The organism is Micromonospora sp. AMSO12t (assembly GCF_008806585.1).
GTDB classification, from domain to species: Bacteria; Actinomycetota; Actinomycetes; order Mycobacteriales; family Micromonosporaceae; genus Micromonospora; species Micromonospora reichwaldensis.
Map to the genome: position 1 here is coordinate 21,965 of NZ_WAAS01000039.1, position 15,136 is coordinate 37,100.

16 protein-coding genes and 1 pseudogene are annotated in these 15,136 nt (G+C 68.2%); 14 read left to right on the top strand and 3 right to left on the bottom strand.

Annotated elements, in window-relative coordinates:
• Positions 1 to 116 precede the first annotated feature (116 nt).
• From F6X68_RS08985 to F6X68_RS09020, 8 genes are all read left to right on the top strand, one after another.
• Positions 117 to 1,709, top strand: coding sequence for an FtsK/SpoIIIE domain-containing protein (locus tag F6X68_RS08985; RefSeq protein WP_151453818.1), 1,593 nt, complete (start codon positions 117 to 119; stop codon positions 1,707 to 1,709).
• On the top strand, positions 1,706 to 1,960 hold the full coding sequence (locus tag F6X68_RS08990) for a hypothetical protein (protein ID WP_151453819.1): 255 nt from the start codon (positions 1,706 to 1,708) through the stop codon (positions 1,958 to 1,960). Before F6X68_RS08985 ends, F6X68_RS08990 begins: the two co-directional genes overlap by 4 nt.
• A 5-nt stretch (positions 1,961 to 1,965) precedes the next feature.
• On the top strand, positions 1,966 to 2,157 hold the full coding sequence (locus F6X68_RS08995) for a hypothetical protein (RefSeq protein ID WP_151453820.1): 192 nt from the start codon (positions 1,966 to 1,968) through the stop codon (positions 2,155 to 2,157).
• On the top strand, positions 2,154 to 2,723 hold the full coding sequence (locus tag F6X68_RS09000; protein ID WP_151453821.1) for a DUF2637 domain-containing protein: 570 nt from the start codon (positions 2,154 to 2,156) through the stop codon (positions 2,721 to 2,723). The genes F6X68_RS08995 and F6X68_RS09000 overlap by 4 nt, the downstream gene beginning before the upstream one ends.
• Positions 2,720 to 4,495: a replication initiator gene (locus F6X68_RS09005; protein WP_151453822.1), complete on the top strand. Its 1,776-nt coding sequence runs from the start codon at positions 2,720 to 2,722 to the stop codon at positions 4,493 to 4,495. Before F6X68_RS09000 ends, F6X68_RS09005 begins: the two co-directional genes overlap by 4 nt.
• Complete coding sequence (locus tag F6X68_RS09010; RefSeq protein WP_030329852.1) at positions 4,492 to 4,677, top strand: AlpA family transcriptional regulator; 186 nt, start codon at positions 4,492 to 4,494, stop codon at positions 4,675 to 4,677. Before F6X68_RS09005 ends, F6X68_RS09010 begins: the two co-directional genes overlap by 4 nt.
• Positions 4,674 to 6,110 carry a site-specific integrase gene (locus F6X68_RS09015; RefSeq protein WP_151453823.1) on the top strand — a complete coding sequence of 479 codons (1,437 nt, stop codon included), beginning with the start codon at positions 4,674 to 4,676 and terminating at the stop codon, positions 6,108 to 6,110. The genes F6X68_RS09010 and F6X68_RS09015 overlap by 4 nt, the downstream gene beginning before the upstream one ends.
• A gap of 384 nt (positions 6,111 to 6,494) precedes the next feature.
• The gene (locus F6X68_RS09020; protein ID WP_151453824.1) at positions 6,495 to 8,459 is read left to right on the top strand and encodes a hypothetical protein; all 1,965 of its coding nucleotides are present in this window, start codon (positions 6,495 to 6,497) and stop codon (positions 8,457 to 8,459) included.
• Positions 8,460 to 9,282: 823 nt separating this feature from the next.
• On the opposite strand, the gene F6X68_RS09025 is transcribed toward F6X68_RS09020, so the two are convergent.
• The 3 genes from F6X68_RS09025 to F6X68_RS09035 all read right to left on the bottom strand — a co-directional run bounded on the left by F6X68_RS09025 (position 9,283) and on the right by F6X68_RS09035 (position 11,038).
• Positions 9,283 to 9,636: a hypothetical protein gene (locus F6X68_RS09025; RefSeq protein ID WP_151453825.1), complete on the bottom strand. Its 354-nt coding sequence runs from the start codon at positions 9,634 to 9,636 to the stop codon at positions 9,283 to 9,285.
• A gap of 282 nt (positions 9,637 to 9,918) precedes the next feature.
• On the bottom strand, positions 9,919 to 10,437 hold the full coding sequence (locus F6X68_RS09030) for a hypothetical protein (protein WP_151453826.1): 519 nt from the start codon (positions 10,435 to 10,437) through the stop codon (positions 9,919 to 9,921).
• A 142-nt stretch (positions 10,438 to 10,579) separates the two neighbouring features.
• Complete coding sequence (locus F6X68_RS09035; RefSeq protein ID WP_151453827.1) at positions 10,580 to 11,038, bottom strand: ArsI/CadI family heavy metal resistance metalloenzyme; 459 nt, start codon at positions 11,036 to 11,038, stop codon at positions 10,580 to 10,582.
• Positions 11,039 to 11,287: 249 nt separating this feature from the next.
• Here F6X68_RS09035 and F6X68_RS09040 point away from each other — a divergent pair, with 249 nt between their 5' ends.
• The 6 genes and pseudogenes from F6X68_RS09040 (at position 11,288) to F6X68_RS33435 (ending at position 15,092) form a co-directional block, all read left to right on the top strand.
• Positions 11,288 to 11,659, top strand: a complete 372-nt coding sequence (locus tag F6X68_RS09040) for a metalloregulator ArsR/SmtB family transcription factor (protein WP_151453828.1) — start codon at positions 11,288 to 11,290, stop codon at positions 11,657 to 11,659.
• Positions 11,656 to 12,363: pseudogene (locus F6X68_RS09045) on the top strand (aquaporin); the annotation flags it as partial. The gene F6X68_RS09040 and the pseudogene F6X68_RS09045, both read left to right, overlap by 4 nt.
• Positions 12,364 to 12,383: 20 nt before the next feature.
• A complete protein-coding gene (locus F6X68_RS09050; protein WP_151453830.1) occupies positions 12,384 to 12,899 on the top strand; it encodes a GNAT family N-acetyltransferase in 516 nt (171 codons plus the stop codon).
• A 17-nt stretch (positions 12,900 to 12,916) separates the two neighbouring features.
• Positions 12,917 to 13,324 carry an arsenate reductase ArsC gene (locus F6X68_RS09055; protein ID WP_151453831.1) on the top strand — a complete coding sequence of 136 codons (408 nt, stop codon included), beginning with the start codon at positions 12,917 to 12,919 and terminating at the stop codon, positions 13,322 to 13,324.
• A 225-nt stretch (positions 13,325 to 13,549) separates the two neighbouring features.
• On the top strand, positions 13,550 to 14,545 hold the full coding sequence (locus F6X68_RS09060) for a hypothetical protein (protein ID WP_151453832.1): 996 nt from the start codon (positions 13,550 to 13,552) through the stop codon (positions 14,543 to 14,545).
• A 403-nt stretch (positions 14,546 to 14,948) separates the two neighbouring features.
• Positions 14,949 to 15,092: a hypothetical protein gene (locus F6X68_RS33435; RefSeq protein WP_165947696.1), complete on the top strand. Its 144-nt coding sequence runs from the start codon at positions 14,949 to 14,951 to the stop codon at positions 15,090 to 15,092.
• Positions 15,093 to 15,136: the final 44 nt, after the last annotated feature.

The following is a 15,136-nucleotide window of genomic DNA, read 5'->3' on the forward strand; positions in this document are numbered from 1 at the left end:
TGCCCGCTCTGCGTCGGGCAGCTTGTTCTTCCCCTTCCCGCGGTCCGCGACTCGTCGGGCCGGTTCGTATCGCTGCGGGGTGCGCGATGATCCGCCGGCCCCGTGGGGGAGTAGTGATGGTGACCGCCGGGGATCTGATGGTGATCCGGCCGAAGCGGTTCAAGTTGCCGATGTGGGTGGTCGTGCTCGGCCTGATGCTGCGGTGGCTCGCCCTGGCCTGCTGGTGGTGCCTGCGCCACCCGGTCACCGTGGGCCTGGCCGTGCTCGCCGTCGTCCTCTACGCCGACTACGGCTGGGCGGGTCTGGTCGTTCCGCTGGTCCTGGCGTCGGCGGTGTCGGCCGTGTGGCGGTGGCGCGATGAGGCGTCCTGGTGGCGGTGGTGCGCGGGGCCGTTGCTCGGCCGGTTCCGTCAGGTCTTCGTGTACCGGCGGGCGTGGGGCGAGGCCATGACCCTGTGCGGTCTCGTCGAGACGTACGACCATCGGCCCGTCCTGCCCGAACTGCTGCGCGTGCGCTCGGATCAGGCCCTCGACGTGCTGACCATCCGCATGGTCCGCGGGCAGACCCCGGCCGACTTCCAGAAGGTCACCGCGAACCTCGCGTACGCCTTCGGCCGGCGGCACGCCCGCGTCTACTCCGAGCGACCCGACGACCCACCGAACCGGACCGGCTATTGGGCGTTGGTGCTGGGGTGGGTGGACCGGGTGCGATTCCGGGACCGGCCGACCGTGGTCCACCTGGTGCTCGTCCGCACCGACGCCCTGCGACCGGTCGTGGCCCCCTTCGAGGCTCCGGCCGTCCCGGACTTCACCGCCCTGCCGCTGGCTCGGCGGGAAGACCTGGGCACCTGGTCCCTGCACCTGCTCGCCACGCACGTCCTCATCGGCGGCGCCACCCGCTCCGGCAAGGGCTCGGTGCTGTGGTCGCTGGTCCGCTCACTGGCCGGCGGCATCACCTCCGGCCTGGTCCGGCTCTGGGTGATCGACCCCAAGGGCGGAATGGAGTTCGCCATGGGCCGGCCGCTGTTCGCCCGGTTCGCCTGCAAGTCCTTCGAGGCTATGGCGGACCTGCTCGACGAGGCCGTGACGGTCATGCGGGAACGTCAGACCCGGCTCGCCGGCACGGTCCGGGTGCACACCCCGACCGAAGCTGACCCTCTGGTCGTGGTCGTCGTCGACGAGATGGCCGCACTCACCGCGTACCTGCAAGACGTCGACCTCCGAAAGCGCATCGCCGGCTCGCTCGGGCTGCTGCTGTCCCAGGGTGCCGGGGTCGGGGTCCTGGTGGTGGCCGCGTTGCAGGACCCACGCAAGGAGGTACTGCCGTTCCGGGACCTGTTCCCGACCCGCATCGCGCTCGGCCTCACGGAGGCGGCACAGGTCGACCTCGTGTTGGGCGAGGGCGCCCGTAACCGGGGTGCCCTGGCCGACCAGATGCCCCGCTGGGCCAAGGGCGTCGGGTACGTGATCCTCGACGGCACCCCCGAACCCCTGCGCGTCCGGTTCTCGTACATCGGCGACGACGACATCCGCGACATGGCTCGGCAGTACCCGGCGCCGGTCGACGCGTCGGACATCCTCGCCCAGGTCGGCCGGGAAACCGCCACCGAACCGGTACGCATTCCGATGCCCCGCAAGCCGTCCGGGCCGCTGCTGCCCGACGCGCTGCGCAACCTGCTCGACCGGGAGAACGGGGGTGATCCGCGGTGACCGCCACTCCGAACGGCCGGCGGTTCTACCGGCTCCGCACCCCCGAACCGACCACCGCCGTCTCCGTCCGCGTCGACCCCGAACGGCCCGACCCGTACCCGGTCTATCTGGCGGTCGGTGCGGGCCGGCGACGGATGTCCCTGACCCCCGACGAGGCGTGGGCGCTGTGGCGCTGCCTCTCCGAAGCCGTCGCCACGCTCGGCACCCCACCCGACTACATCCGCACCGACATCCGACCGGCCCGGAGGTAACCGCCATGACCACCCTCACCCGCCTCATCAACCGGCTCCGGCGTCCACTGCGCATCCAGCTCGTCGGCCCAGCCGACCAGACCGCCGCCGCCCTCCACGGCCTAGCGCAGATGGTCAACCGCCGCCGCGACATGAACGACCGGCGCATCCGCATCGACGTCACCATCCGCGAGAAGCCGTTGGAGGAGTGGCGATGACCGAGCGCACCGAATCCGCGGTACGCCTGGTGATCCTGCTCGCCATCGGCACCATGGCCGGCGCCGCCGCCTTCACCCACGTGCACGACCTGTCCGTGGCTCACGGCCAACCGCACTGGATCGGCTGGGCCAACGCCGTAGCGGTCGAACTGATGGCGATCTACCTCGGCCTCGAACTCCGCGCCCGTCGGCGTGCCCGTCGCCCGGTCGGCCTGGTTGCGGCGCTGCTCGTCGCGTTCGCACTGCTGTCCCTCGCCGTCCAGGTCGCCGAAGCGGAACCCTCGGTGTGGGGCTGGATCGTGGCGGCCGTGCCGTCCCTGGCGTTCCTCGCCCTGGTGAAGGTCGTCCTGTCCAACGCCCCGGCCACCCCGCCGGCTCCCGAACCGGACCAACCCCCGGCCGACTGGTACGAGGTGCCCGAGCAGGCCGACCCCGAGCCGGAGCGTCCGGCCGACTCCGTGCCGCCGGCTGTCCCGGCTCCGGCTGTCGTCTCCGCCCCGGCGGCGGTGCTGCCTCCACGTGTCGTCCAGCCGAACCGGCCGCACGTCGTCGGGATCATCCGATGACCGCTGCGACCCTGCCCGGCCTTGCCCCGGCCGCCCCGACCCCGGTTGTTCCTCGGCCGGGGTCGCGGGCGGCCCGCATGGCGCTACCCCGCTCGGTCGACGTGCTCAAGGAAATTGCCGCTGAGTACGGCGTCTGCGTCCGCCCCCTGGCCATGCGCCGGACCGACCTCGACACCGGCCTGACCGAGGTCATCGACCTACCTTGCGGGGCGACCCGTGAGGACAAGTGCGGGCCGTGCGCGAAGAAGAACCGCCGGCTGCGGCAGGCCCAGATCCGCGAGGGCTGGCACCGCGACGACGAGCCGCTACCCGGCCCGCAACCCGCGACCGAGGAACAGAAGGCGCTGATCCTGCTGCGGGCACACTTCGAGTTCGCTCGCGACGAAGCCTGCCGGGCCAGCCAGTACGACCAGGTCGTCGACCTCGACGAGGCCATCCGCGAGGTAGAGGAAGCCATCGCCGCAGAGGGCCTGCGCGGTCGCGTCGGGCCACCCCACGGCAACATCGACGAGGACTCCGACGACGAGCCCGGCCGCCGACGCAAGCGCTCCACCAGACGGCGCCAGGATGCCCCCGACCTGCCTCGGCGCAAGGTCGAGCGGCGCACCGTCGGCAAGACCTACACCGCCCCCGACGGGTCGACCTTCCGGCCGTCGATGTGGCTCACGCTCACCCTCGACTCCTACGGGCCGGTCCGCCCCGACGGCACCCCGGTCAACCCCGACCGGTACGACTACCGTCGCGCCGCCTGGGACGCCGTGCACTTCCCCCGGCTGCTCGACCGGTTCTGGCAGAACCTCCGTCGCTGCGAGGGCTGGAACGTCCAGTACGCCGGCTGCGTCGAGCCCCAACGCCGACTCGCCCCACACGCCCACTTCGCCATCCGCGGCACCATCCCCCGCGACGTCCTCCGCACCGTGGCCGCCGCGACCTACCACCAGGTCTGGTGGCCGAGCGTGGATGTCCAGCGGTACGCCCTCGACCGGCTCCCGGTCTGGGACGAGCAGGCGGCGGCATGGGTCGACCCGGAAACCCGCGAGCCGCTGACCACCTGGGCGGAAGCCCTCGACGCCATCGACGACGACCCGGACGCCGAGCCGGTGCACGTCGTCCGCTTCGGCGCCCAGGTCGACGCCCGCGGCGTCATGCCCGGCACCGAGGACGCTGAGCGGACCATCCGGTACGTCACGAAGTACATCACCAAGCACACCGGCGACTGCCACAAGGCGACCACCGACCGGCAGCGCAAGCACCTCGACCGGCTCTGGCAGCAACTCCAGCTCACCCCGTGCACCGACCGTTGTGCGAACTGGCTGCTGTACGGCGTCCAGCCGAAGAAGGCGCACGCAAGGCTCAAGCCGGGCCGGTGCAAGGGCAAGGTCCACCAGCGGGACACCCTCGGCATTGGCGGCCGGCGCATCCTCATCTCCCGCGACTGGTCCGGCAAGACCCTCGCCGACCACAAGCACGACGCGCGGGCCTGGGTGCGTGCCCTGCTCGGTGCCACCACCGACAGCGGCGCGGCCAGCGAGACCGGGCAGCTCGTCGACGACCAGGGCGCCACCGCCGAACGGGTCCGGCACGCCTGGGAACTCGCCCGCCCCGACGACCCCGACGTGGGACCGCTGTCCCACCGGCTCATGCGGTCGATCAGCGAACGGGCACGTTGGCGCTCCGAACTGCTCGCCGCCAAGGACCGGGCCGCGCAGGGGGCCTCAGATCTTTCGGCAACTCAGCACAGCGCACAGCACCACGGGGAGGAAAGACAGTGAACGAGGAGTTGTTGACCGTGCCGGAAGTGCTCGCCGAGCTGCGCGTACCGCGCTCGACCTGGTTCTACTGGCGACAGACCGGCAAGGGACCACGGGTGATCAAGCTCCCGAACGGTCAACTGCGGGTCCGCCGGTCGGCGCTCGGTCGGTGGCTCGGTGACCTGGAGCAGGACGCGGCGTGAAGAGCTACGAGGTCCAGATATGGGAGATCGGCAAGCGCGCTGACCGGAAGGCTCGGCCGTGGCGGGTCCGCTGGGCGGTGAGCAGCCAGCGCTTCGAGGAGATGTTCCGTACCAAGGCGTTGGCGCACTCGTTCCGCGCCGAGCTGGTCCAAGCGGCCAACGCGGGAGAGCCCTTCGACCCGGCCACCGGCCGCCCGGTCTCGGAGGCCAGAACCAAGAACCCCACCACGTGGTACGCGCACAGCCGCGCGTACGTCGAGATGAAGTGGCCCCGGGCGGCGGCCAAGACCCGGCGGTCGATCGTCGAGGCGCTGACCTCGATCACGGTGACCCTGGCCCGGCCGACAAAGCGGGGCCGACCGGATGACGCGCTGCTTCGTGAGGCGCTGTACCTCTACGGGCTCAACCCGCGTCGCTGGTCCGACGAGATCCCGGCCGAACACGCGGCGGCGCTGTCCTGGCTGGAAAGCGCGTCGCTCCCGGTCGTCGAGCTGGACTCGCCCGCGATGGTCCGCCGGGTCCTCGACAGCCTGTGCGTACGCCTCGACGGCAAGCCCGCGGCGGCCTCTACCGTCCAGCGCAAGCGGGCCACCTTCTACAACGCCCTCGGGTACGCCGTCGAGCTGGAGCTCATCGCCTCCAACCCGGTCGACCGAGTCCAGTGGACGGCTCCCGAGGTGGCGCAGTCCATCGACCGGCGGGTGGTGGCGAATCCAGCCCAGGTCGCCACGCTGCTGGAGGCGGTCAAATCTCTCGGCAAACGTGCCGACAAGGTGACGGCCTTTTTTGGCTGCCTCTACTACGCGGGCATGCGGCCCTCGGAAGCGGCAGACCTGCGGCGGGAGGACTGCGACCTTCCCGGGCGCTGCCTCGACTGCGGGACCGACTTCGACGACCTGGCGGCGGTCAAGCCCTCGGCGTTCTGCGACCACGAGAAGATCGAATATCGCTGGGGCCGCTTGGTCCTCGCCGGCACTGCCCCGCGCGCCGGCTCCCACTGGACCGATGACGGCGGCTCCCACGAGCGGCGCGGCCTCAAGCACCGGGCGCGGCAGGAAACCCGGACCGTCCCCATCCCGCCCCGGCTCGTCGAGCTGCTGCGCGCCCACGTCGAGAATCACGGCGTCGGCCCAGACGGTCGGTTCTTCCGTGGCCTGCACGGCGGACCACTCTCCGAGTCGGTCTATGACCGGTGGTGGAAGCTCGCCCGCGAGAAGGCGCTGACGGAATCGCAGGTCGCCTCGCCCCTCGTACGCCGTCCCTACGACCTGCGTCACGCGGCGGCCTCGCTCTGGCTGAATGCCGGCGTCCCGCCGACCGAGGTCGCCCGGCGCCTGGGCCACGGCGTCGCCGTCCTGCTCCGGGTCTATGCCAACTGCATCGACGGCGGGGACGACACCATGAATGACAAGATCGGCGACGCACTCGGATGATCATCCGCGGCTCAGCCACCTCGGCAAAAACGATCTCGGGAGTCGTCGCACCCGACCGTATGGCGATCAGACTGCGTGCCGGCCGCCGGAGTGCTTGTCGGTCGGCATTGGCCCCCTGGCGCCTGAAGCCTTGCTCAGTCGCATCCAAGGTGGAAATTGCCTGATAGGCGGCGAAATTTGCCGAGTCCTCGGTTGATCAACCGACTCGGGCTCGACTCACCGCAACGGGCATGGCTAAGCTGCGAGCAATCCTCGCGTGAGTCTCAGGGCATTGAAGTTGCGCCGCTCCTGCAAGATCGTTGCACGGCCGATTCAAGCTCGCTACTGGTCGCATGCATCCTGCTTATGGAAAACGGAGTTCGCGTGTCAACAACCCTGACAAGCATGGCTATCTTGAAGGTCAACTTTGACCGGCGGCAGCAGGATGTCCTAGACAACTTCATTCCGTTTATAGCCGATCGCGCGTATCACTCCCAGCAGGCGGTTTTCTCCATCCCTGAACTGCAAGAGGCCATCCATAAAGAATACGGCATCAACATTCCCGGTGGCGTCTTGAAAATTCTTGCAAAGCGCTGCAAGAAGAGGGGTATGTTCAGGCAGGAGGCGGGAGTCCTCTATCCGGAGCGTGAAGCACTCGCCGAATTTGACTTGTCGGCTAGTCGGGCAGAAGTCCGCAGGAAGCACGCCGCTCTCGTGAGGCAGGGTGTCCTTTATGCCAAAGAGGAATTCGGTGAGGATCTAACGGAAGACGCGTTCGATGGGGGGTTGAATGCCTTCATCAAGGAGAACGCGGCTCCCCTGCTGGCTACTGTGGTCAACGGAAGTCCGCTGGTAGATTTGGGCGACACGCAGCTTGGTAGCATGCGCTATGTAATCGGCGGCTTCGTCAGTCATCTTCACCTAAGGAATCCCGAGGGGTTCGAATATTTCTCGGCAGTAGTAAAAGGGGCGCTTCTCGCAACTTCTCTCTACTTCCCCGAAGACACCTCTTTCGACGCGAAGCTTGATCGCCTCCGCATTTATGCCGACACAACTATGCTCCTTCGTGCTGTGGGAGCGTCCGGCCCGGACTTGCAACTCCTCGCGCGCGAATCTATAGAACTTGCGATCAAACTGGGGGCCAGGGTCTACTGTTTCCAGCACACGCTTGAGGAGATCGTGGGCGTTCTGGATGCGTGCCAAAAAGCTGTCTCTTCGGGAGGTCGCTATTCCCATGGCGAGACAACCGAATTTATGCTATCGGCCGGCTGGGGAGCCAGCGACGTCTTAGAACTCAAGGAGAGCTTCGAGGCAAGGCTTGAGGCGATCGGCGTTCGAGTGCGTGAGAAGCCGGAGCATGATCGTCCGCTGACGCTCGACGAGCCACGGCTTGAGGAAGTCCTTCAGCAGGAGATCGGGCATCGAAATCGCGTGGCCTTGCTGCGAGACATCGACTCGCTCACGGCTATCTACCGCCTCCGCGGTGGTCGCCAGTTTCGCCACTTGGGCGATGCACGAGCGGTGTTCGTATCGCACAATACCGCACTTGCCAGGGCCTCTAGGCGGTATATGAGATTAGAGGACTCGGAGCGCGATACTATACCGCTCTGTATCCCCGACTTCGTACTTACAACTTTGCTTTGGCTAAAGCAGCCTCTAGTGGCACCCGAGCTCCCAGAGCATGTAATTATTGCGGATTGCTTCGCGGCCATGCGCCCATCGGATCACCTCTGGAAGCGCTACGTAGAGAAGATTGAATCTCTGCGGGAGCGCGATCGAATAACTGATGATGAGTATGTGCTTCTTCGTCAGTCCATCGCGGTCCGTTCGTTGGTTATGTACCAGACTCGGGAAGACCCCGATGCCTTCACGGAGGGAACCCTTGATCGCGTTCTTGCCAAGGCGCACGAGAACATCGCGGGCGCCGCAATGGCTGAAGCGGCCGATGCGAGACAGGGAAAGTCGCAAGCTTTGGCCGAACTTGAGCGAACGCGCGCTGACGCTGACCGACAGAAAGCCGAAAAGCTGGAAGAGGCGCAACGAAGTGAGCGTCACCTGCGCACTGTAGCCAGGCGCGTAGGGCACATGATTACGATGGCTGTGGTCGCGCTAGTTGGTGTTGCGGCTGCAATTGGCGCATCTCTTGCCACACCTTGGCCTGGCGTCAGTCCTCTTACGTTCAAGGGAGGCGTTGCGGCGGTGGCCTTTGCCGCCATCTCTATTGCTGCTGCGCTTTCTCTGTACGGGGCACTGTTCGGCGGAAGCTTGAAGTCTTTGTCTGCGACAGTGGAGGACTACCTATCTGGCAAGATCTACAAATGGATAAGCGCCGGCGCGACGGGCAGCAGCGAGATTCCCGAGGGGCGTTGACGATCCACCAAGCAAATAGCCTGGGATAGTGACATCAGGGCCGATCTGGATCTTGAAGCCCCCAAGTCGAGCGGCAAAGAGGTGCTTACGCCACTTAGGTCGTTACGGTGAAGGGACGTTCCGGGCCGCTGTGGGCGGATCGTGGGCGGCAGCCTTGCCGGTGCTTCCGTCTAGATGACGGTTACCAGGTCAACCGCTATGCGGGTCGCAGGTTCGAAGCATCCTGTAAATCCGTCGCGAAAGCTACAGAGGTTCGAATCCTCTACCCGCCACCAGGAGCACCAACGGCCCCTGACCAGCAGGAATGCTGATCGGGGGCTGTTGTCGTTGATCTAGCGGAGTCCGACTGGTCCAGCCGAATACGACTCGTTCTGGGCAGATCGTGGACGGGCCGATCATTCTTTAGAGGGCACCGCTGAGGATGTGACTGCTGGTGCTGTTGGTACCTATGGGGTTGGCGCGGGTCGTGCGTGTGACGACCGGATGAGGGCACCGCGCTAGGGGTAGTTAGCCGCAGGAGATGGGCCGGGTGCAAGTCAGTCCCGGGGTTGGACTCGGGCGGCAGTCGGAAGCCCTGAGCGCCGACCACGCCGATCCGTTCGGTTTCCGTACCGCCTGGCCTTGATCGTGCCGCTCTTGGGGGGCGGCCGTCCGGCGGCTTGCAGCGGCTCACCCCCGCCCTTGCAGCGATCGGCTGAGCGGACCGTGCCCGCCCCGGCGGTCCGTCCCAGCCCCGGCTGCGGGTTCTGCCTCCCGTCGTACAGCCCAAGCGGCCCTAGGCCGTCGGGATCACCCGATGACGGCCATGCATGCCGTCGTTCGGCTACCGGAACTCGTGCACGACCTCGATCAGCCCGACGATGTGCGCGTTGAACTTGTCTAGCTCCTCGGCTGGCACCCACAGCTCCAGGATGGTGTCACCACCGGCCTGCCGCACCGGATAGCGGCTGAGAAAGTCCGTCTCGACGTGGAAGCGGGTCACGTACCCGAGGCCGGAAGCGGGCACGTTCCAGTCTCGGGCGATCATGACCGCGTAGTCCTCGTTGAGGACCGGGTAGAAGATCGGCTGGTCCGGCAGTCGCGGCGGCCACTTTCGCCATCCCGAGTCGCGAACGAGGCCGAGTTCTTCCGGTCCGGTCGGGCGCCACAGCACCGTCGTTCCGCCACCGCTGTTCATCTCGACTCCGCCGTTTCGGGTTCATGGTGAGCCCGGACAGTACCGGCGGACCAGCGACCGGCACCACCGCATCCGGCTCAAGGCGGGAGTGAACCGATGACGGCTCCGACCCTGCCCGTCCTGGCCCCTGACGCCCCGACCCCGACTGCCAACCCTCAGCCGGGGTCGCGGGCGGCCCGCATGGCGCTACCTCGGACGAAGCTTGCCGGGCCAGGGATCCAAGGGGGGAGACCACACCATGAACGACAAGATCGGCGATGCCCTCGGATGAACGTCAGTGGTTCAGCTGCTCTCGGCTGTGGCGTCGCCGATCAAACGCCGAGCTTCTGCGATGACGTCTGCGTCGAGGTCCGCAGTCGTTGTACCCGTGTACGGGTGCCCGTTGTAGACGGAGTCGACGTAGTCGTAGGCGCTCTCGAGAGCGATCAGATCGGCTGCCAGGGGAGTGCCGTCATAGGTGATGAACCGGTATGCCCAGGACGACAGATCGCGAGGCGTGACGGTCTGTGCGAGCAGTCGGCGGGCCATGATCCGGAGGGCTTCTTCTTCACCCTCTCGGCTTCCCTCCCGGTAGTAGGTCAGGGAAAGTTCCACGAGTGCGCCTTCGAGCCAACGGCGCAACTCCTCATTCTCGCTGCCTCGGGCCGGCGAAACGCCTGCCAGGATTTGAAGGGTTGGACTGTCTACGCCTGCAACGAGGCAGTCACAGGCTGCCTGGATTACGTCGGCCGCCGTACTCGATCCGACGCTCCAGAGGATGGCGGCGTTTTGAAGGCGGGTGAGGGCATTCTCGCTGTGCATCGGTACACGGTCCGCTGCCAAGCCGGAGTTGTCTCCGAGATATCCGCCGCCGAGTGGATGCACCAAGCGTTCTGCGGACCGAGGCCGCCCGGCGCAATCGCGCCCACCCTCTGACTCGAGGGCGGGCGCGGATTCGCAGCGGTCAGCAGCAGTTTCCCTGGGCTCCGGCGGTGGCCGTTTCCCTGTCGGTGGCGGGGGTGCAGCACGCGCTCTCGGTGACCTTGTCCAGTTGGTCGGAGTCGGCCTTGACGGTGTAGACCTCCCAGGGCTCGTTGCCGGGGCCGCGTACCCAGACCTTGTCCTGGAGGGCGTAGCAGCATTCGGTGCTGTTCTCCTCCAGGGTGATCAGGCCGGAGTCGGTGAGGCGCCTGGTGGCGGCGTTGACCTCGTCGGTGCTGAACACCTCGACGCCCAGGTGGTCCATCACGGTGGGCTGGTCGGCTTCGCCCTCCAGGAGCACGAGCTTCAGCGGCGGGTTCTCGATGGCGAAGTTGGCGTAGCCGGGGCGACGTTTGGCCGGCTCGGTGTCGAACAGCTTCGAGTAGAAGGCGATGGAGCCTTCGAGGTCGGATACACGCAGGGCGAGCTGGACGCGGGACATGGTTCCCCTCCTGACGGATTCAGCGGATGTGGTAGCTGGTGAGAGCGGTGGTACGGGTGCGCTCGTAACGGGCGTCGGCGTGGCAATCCGTAGTGCAGACCTGCCCGCACGGCTCGCAGAGCGTCACGTCTCGAACGCGGGTGTTGCGACGACGGGAGAACAGCTTGAGCACTACTTCGCCCTTGCCTAGATGTTTTTCGAAGCAGGTCCTACGTTGCACCCTGTTTCGACATCTGTCAACCTAGAGGCATGTCGAAACAAGTGCTGCCGGTGGTGGACCTCCAGGCCGTGGCCTGCTGCTCCCCGATCGCGGTCCGCCCCTTGGAGGCCGAGCAAGCGGCCGTGGTCGCGCCGATGTTCAAGGCGCTGGGCGACCCGATCCGGCTGCGGCTGATGTCGATGATCGCCTCCGTGCCGGAGATCTGCGTCTGCGACCTGACCCCGGCGTTCGACCTGTCCGGGCCGACCATCTCCCACCACCTCAAGGTGCTGCGCGAGGCCGGCCTGGTCGACTCCGACCGTCGCGGCACCTGGGTCTGGTACCGGGCCCGCCCGGAAGCATTTCGGCAGCTCGGCGCGCTGCTGGACCTCCCCGCCGGGTCCGCGCAGGCCACCGCGTGACCCTCACCCTGGCCCGCCGGGCATCGGCTGAGTTCGCCGGTACGGCCCTGCTGGTCGCCGCCGTCGTCGGCTCCGGGATCGCCGCCTCCCGGCTCTCTCCCAACGACGTCGGGCTCCAGCTCCTGGAGAACGCGATCGCCACCGCCCTCGCCCTGGGCGCGCTGATCCTCATGTTCGGGCCGGTGTCCGGGGCACACTTCAACCCGGTCGTCTCCGCCGTCGACTGGTGGCTCGGCCGCCGCGCCGGCACCGGCCTGACCGCCCGCGACCTCGCCGCCTATACCACCGCCCAGACCGGCGGAGCCATCACCGGGGCGGTGCTGGCTGGCCTGATGTTCGACCTGCCGGCCGTGGCCTGGTCGCGTACCGAGCGGACCGGCGGGAACCTGTGGCTGGCCGAGGTGGTCGCCACCGCGGGTCTCGTCGTCCTGGTCTTCGCCCTCGCCCACACCCGCCGTACGACTGTGGCCCCTGCCGCCGTGGGCGCCTACATCGGCGCGGCCTACTGGTTCACCTCGTCGACCTCGTTCGCCAACCCCGCTGTCACCATCGGTCGCGCGTTCACCGACACCTTCGCCGGCATCGCCCCGGCGTCGGTGCCCGGCTTCGTCGCCGCCCAGTTCGTCGGCGGCCTGGTCGCCGTCGCGGCCCTCGCCGCCTGGTACCCCCACGCCGCAGACTCCGCCGACGCCGTCGTCGTGCCGCACCTCGCCCGGGAGAACCGATGACCGCCCCCGCCGGCGCCACCGGCATCACCGTCGCCGCCATGGGCGATCAGCACGCCGACGCCGTGCTGGACATCTACCGGCTCGGCATCGCCACCGGCAACGCCACCTTCGAGACCGAGCCGCCCACTTGGGAGCAGTTCACCGCCAGTCGGCTACCTGGTCACCGCTGGGTGGCCATCGACCCCACCGGCCGGGTCCTCGGCTGGGTCGCCTGCTCCGCCGTCTCCGACCGGTGCGTCTACGCCGGGGTCGTCGAGCACTCCGTCTACGTCCACCCCGACGCCCGCGGCCAGGGAATCGGCCGCCTCCTGCTCGACGCCCTGATCGCCTCCACCGAGCAGGCCGGCATCTGGACCATCCAATCCGGCGTCTTTCCCGAGAACTCCGCCAGCCTCGCCCTGCATGCCGCCTGCGGCTTCCGCACCGTCGGCACCCGCGAACGCGTCGGCCGTCACCACGGAACCTGGCGCGACGTCACCCTCATCGAGCGCCGCAGCCCGAACGTCATCTGATGGGAAGGACATCACCGATGAGCCACAAACCCAGCGTCCTGTTCGTCTGCGTCCACAACGCCGGCCGCTCCCAGATGGCCGCCGCCTGGCTGCGCCACCTCGCCGGAGACACCATCGAGGTCCGCTCCGCTGGCAGCGCACCCGCCGGCCAGATCAACCCCGTCGCCGTCGACGCCATGCGGGAGGTCGGCATCGACATCGTCGACCAGACGCCGGCCCAACTCACCTGGGACACGGCCGAAGCCAGCGACGTCATCATCACCATGGGCTGCGGCGACGCCTGCCCCGTCTTCCCCGGCAAGCGCTACGAGGACTGGAAGCTCACCGACCCCGCCGGCCAACCCCTCGACATCGTCCGCCAGGTTCGCGACGACATCAGGACTCGGGTTACGCAGTTGCTGGTCAGCATCGAGCAACACGGCTGAGCACCCGGGACCATGGCGGGAGCAGGTGACCCTGCGCTCCCTGTCGCCCGGCGCCGGTCTGAGGGGTGCAGGCCGCACGCCCCAATGCGTGGCTGTGGCGGTTCCGCCGCCCAATGCCTTCGTAGCCGATACATTTCGAGTCGTGGACACACCGCCGGTGGAACCGACCCTCTCGGCCCGTACCGCCGCCCGGCCCGTCACCCCGCCTGCCCCGGGAGGACTGGCGTGAGGGACCTGGAACGCCGTTACCGGCAACTGCTGCGGGCGTATCCCGCCGCGTACCGCCAGGCACGGGGCGGCGAGATCGTCGGCACGTATCTCGACCTGGCCGCGCCCGACCGCCGCTGGCCGTCGATCCTCGACGTGGGGGACGTGCTGGCCGGGGGTGGGCGTGAGCGCCTGCGCGCCGCCGGCGCTGCCGACCTCATACCCGGCGTACGCCTCGCCGCTGTTCTGAGCCACCTGACCGCGACCGCCCTCGCTGGCTTCTGGGCCGCCGCCGAAGTGGTCACCACGCCGGGTGTGTGGGGCTCGCCGGCCTTCGGGCCGTTCGCCACCACGGGCATCGTCGTCTGGGCCTGCTGGCTGCTGGCCGCTGTCGTTCATGTTCTCGGGCCGGCCCGGTGGGCCCGCGCCGCGATCGGACTGGCGTTGGTGTCCACCGTCGCCGTGGTGCCCGTCGCCGCCCTGTTCGAGTTGCCCCGCCCGTACCTGTTCGTTCTGCTTCCTCAGGCGGCTTTGGGCGTGTTGGCACTGGCACTTCCCTCCCACACGGTGCTACGCCACCGGCTCGCACCCTTGCCGATCGCACTGGGGGCGGCTCTCGTCGCAGCGGGGGTCCTGGCCGGGAAGGGCGCGTGGTTCTACCGGTTCAGCTACGGGGGCGCGTTCCTCCCGGAAACCGGCGCGGTCCTTCTGCTGGCCGCCATGCTCGCCGCGGCCGTGCTGTCCCTGCGCGGCGACGCCCGGGGCATCTGGGCTCTTCTCGTCCTGCTCACCCCCGTCGGACTGCTCGCCCTGGGGCCCCTGACCGAGAACGTAGCGCCCGTGGTCGGCGCCGGCCATGCGGACTTCCGCGTCGGCGCCGGAACCGCCGTCGCCGTCCTCATCGCGGGCGTGGCGGCTCTGACCGGGGCGCTCGCAGTCCGGGCACGTTCCGGCGCGACGGCCGACACCCCGGTGGTACCGGTGCGCGAGCGGTGCCCAGCCTGCGGCAGATAGCAGCCACGGGACCGCCGTCCTGAATGCTCCTACCCGGGTTCGTGGCGGAGCTTTGTCGGTCCGTCGTCTCAGCCCTGGCGCGCTGGCGCAGAACGAGTATGGTGGTCGATGTCCGGCCGGGCCTCCTCCCGGGCAGGGGGTCACCCACGGTGAAGGTGGGTACGCCCGGACTCCCGGACCTTCCCCGAATTGCGCGGAAGGTCGCAATCCGCAATGTGCGAAGTGCATGATGCCCACTCAGCCCCCGTGATCAGGGCTCGGTCGGGGCGGCCCGTGGGCCGAACGGCGGAACGTCGCCGACGCTCGGCCCGGCGGTACACGCACCGCTTTTCTGGGTACCTGCCTTGTGGCACGATCGTGGAACCTCCACCATCCCCGTGACACTTCCCCTGCAGGAGCAACCATGTCTCGTCGAAAGCTCGGCCAGCTGCTTGGCTCGCTTTTCGCGCTCGCCGTTCTCGCGAGCGGCGTCCTGGTCGGTGACCTCCAGGGATTCGGAGATCTCCAGACCGCCGACATCATCTGGAACATGCCCGCGCCTCGTTGAGTGACCACCGCTCGATGACGTGACACCGGCGGGCCGGTAAGGGG

Excerpts from the sequence above, each read along its gene's own strand:
- F6X68_RS33435 (WP_165947696.1), top strand. The coding sequence starts at position 14,949 with ATGTCTCGTCGAAAGCTCGGCCAGCTGCTTGGCTCGCTTTTCGCGCTC.
- F6X68_RS08985 (WP_151453818.1), top strand. The coding sequence starts at position 117 with ATGGTGACCGCCGGGGATCTGATGGTGATCCGGCCGAAGCGGTTCAAG.
- F6X68_RS09040 (WP_151453828.1), top strand. The coding sequence starts at position 11,288 with ATGTCGAAACAAGTGCTGCCGGTGGTGGACCTCCAGGCCGTGGCCTGC.
- F6X68_RS09030 (WP_151453826.1), bottom strand. The coding sequence starts at position 10,437 with ATGCACAGCGAGAATGCCCTCACCCGCCTTCAAAACGCCGCCATCCTC.
- F6X68_RS09050 (WP_151453830.1), top strand. The coding sequence starts at position 12,384 with ATGACCGCCCCCGCCGGCGCCACCGGCATCACCGTCGCCGCCATGGGC.
- F6X68_RS09035 (WP_151453827.1), bottom strand. The coding sequence starts at position 11,038 with ATGTCCCGCGTCCAGCTCGCCCTGCGTGTATCCGACCTCGAAGGCTCC.
- F6X68_RS09025 (WP_151453825.1), bottom strand. The coding sequence starts at position 9,636 with ATGAACAGCGGTGGCGGAACGACGGTGCTGTGGCGCCCGACCGGACCG.
- F6X68_RS09055 (WP_151453831.1), top strand. The coding sequence starts at position 12,917 with ATGAGCCACAAACCCAGCGTCCTGTTCGTCTGCGTCCACAACGCCGGC.
- F6X68_RS08995 (WP_151453820.1), top strand. The coding sequence starts at position 1,966 with ATGACCACCCTCACCCGCCTCATCAACCGGCTCCGGCGTCCACTGCGC.
- F6X68_RS09020 (WP_151453824.1), top strand. The coding sequence starts at position 6,495 with ATGGCTATCTTGAAGGTCAACTTTGACCGGCGGCAGCAGGATGTCCTA.
- F6X68_RS09005 (WP_151453822.1), top strand. The coding sequence starts at position 2,720 with ATGACCGCTGCGACCCTGCCCGGCCTTGCCCCGGCCGCCCCGACCCCG.
- F6X68_RS09000 (WP_151453821.1), top strand. The coding sequence starts at position 2,154 with ATGACCGAGCGCACCGAATCCGCGGTACGCCTGGTGATCCTGCTCGCC.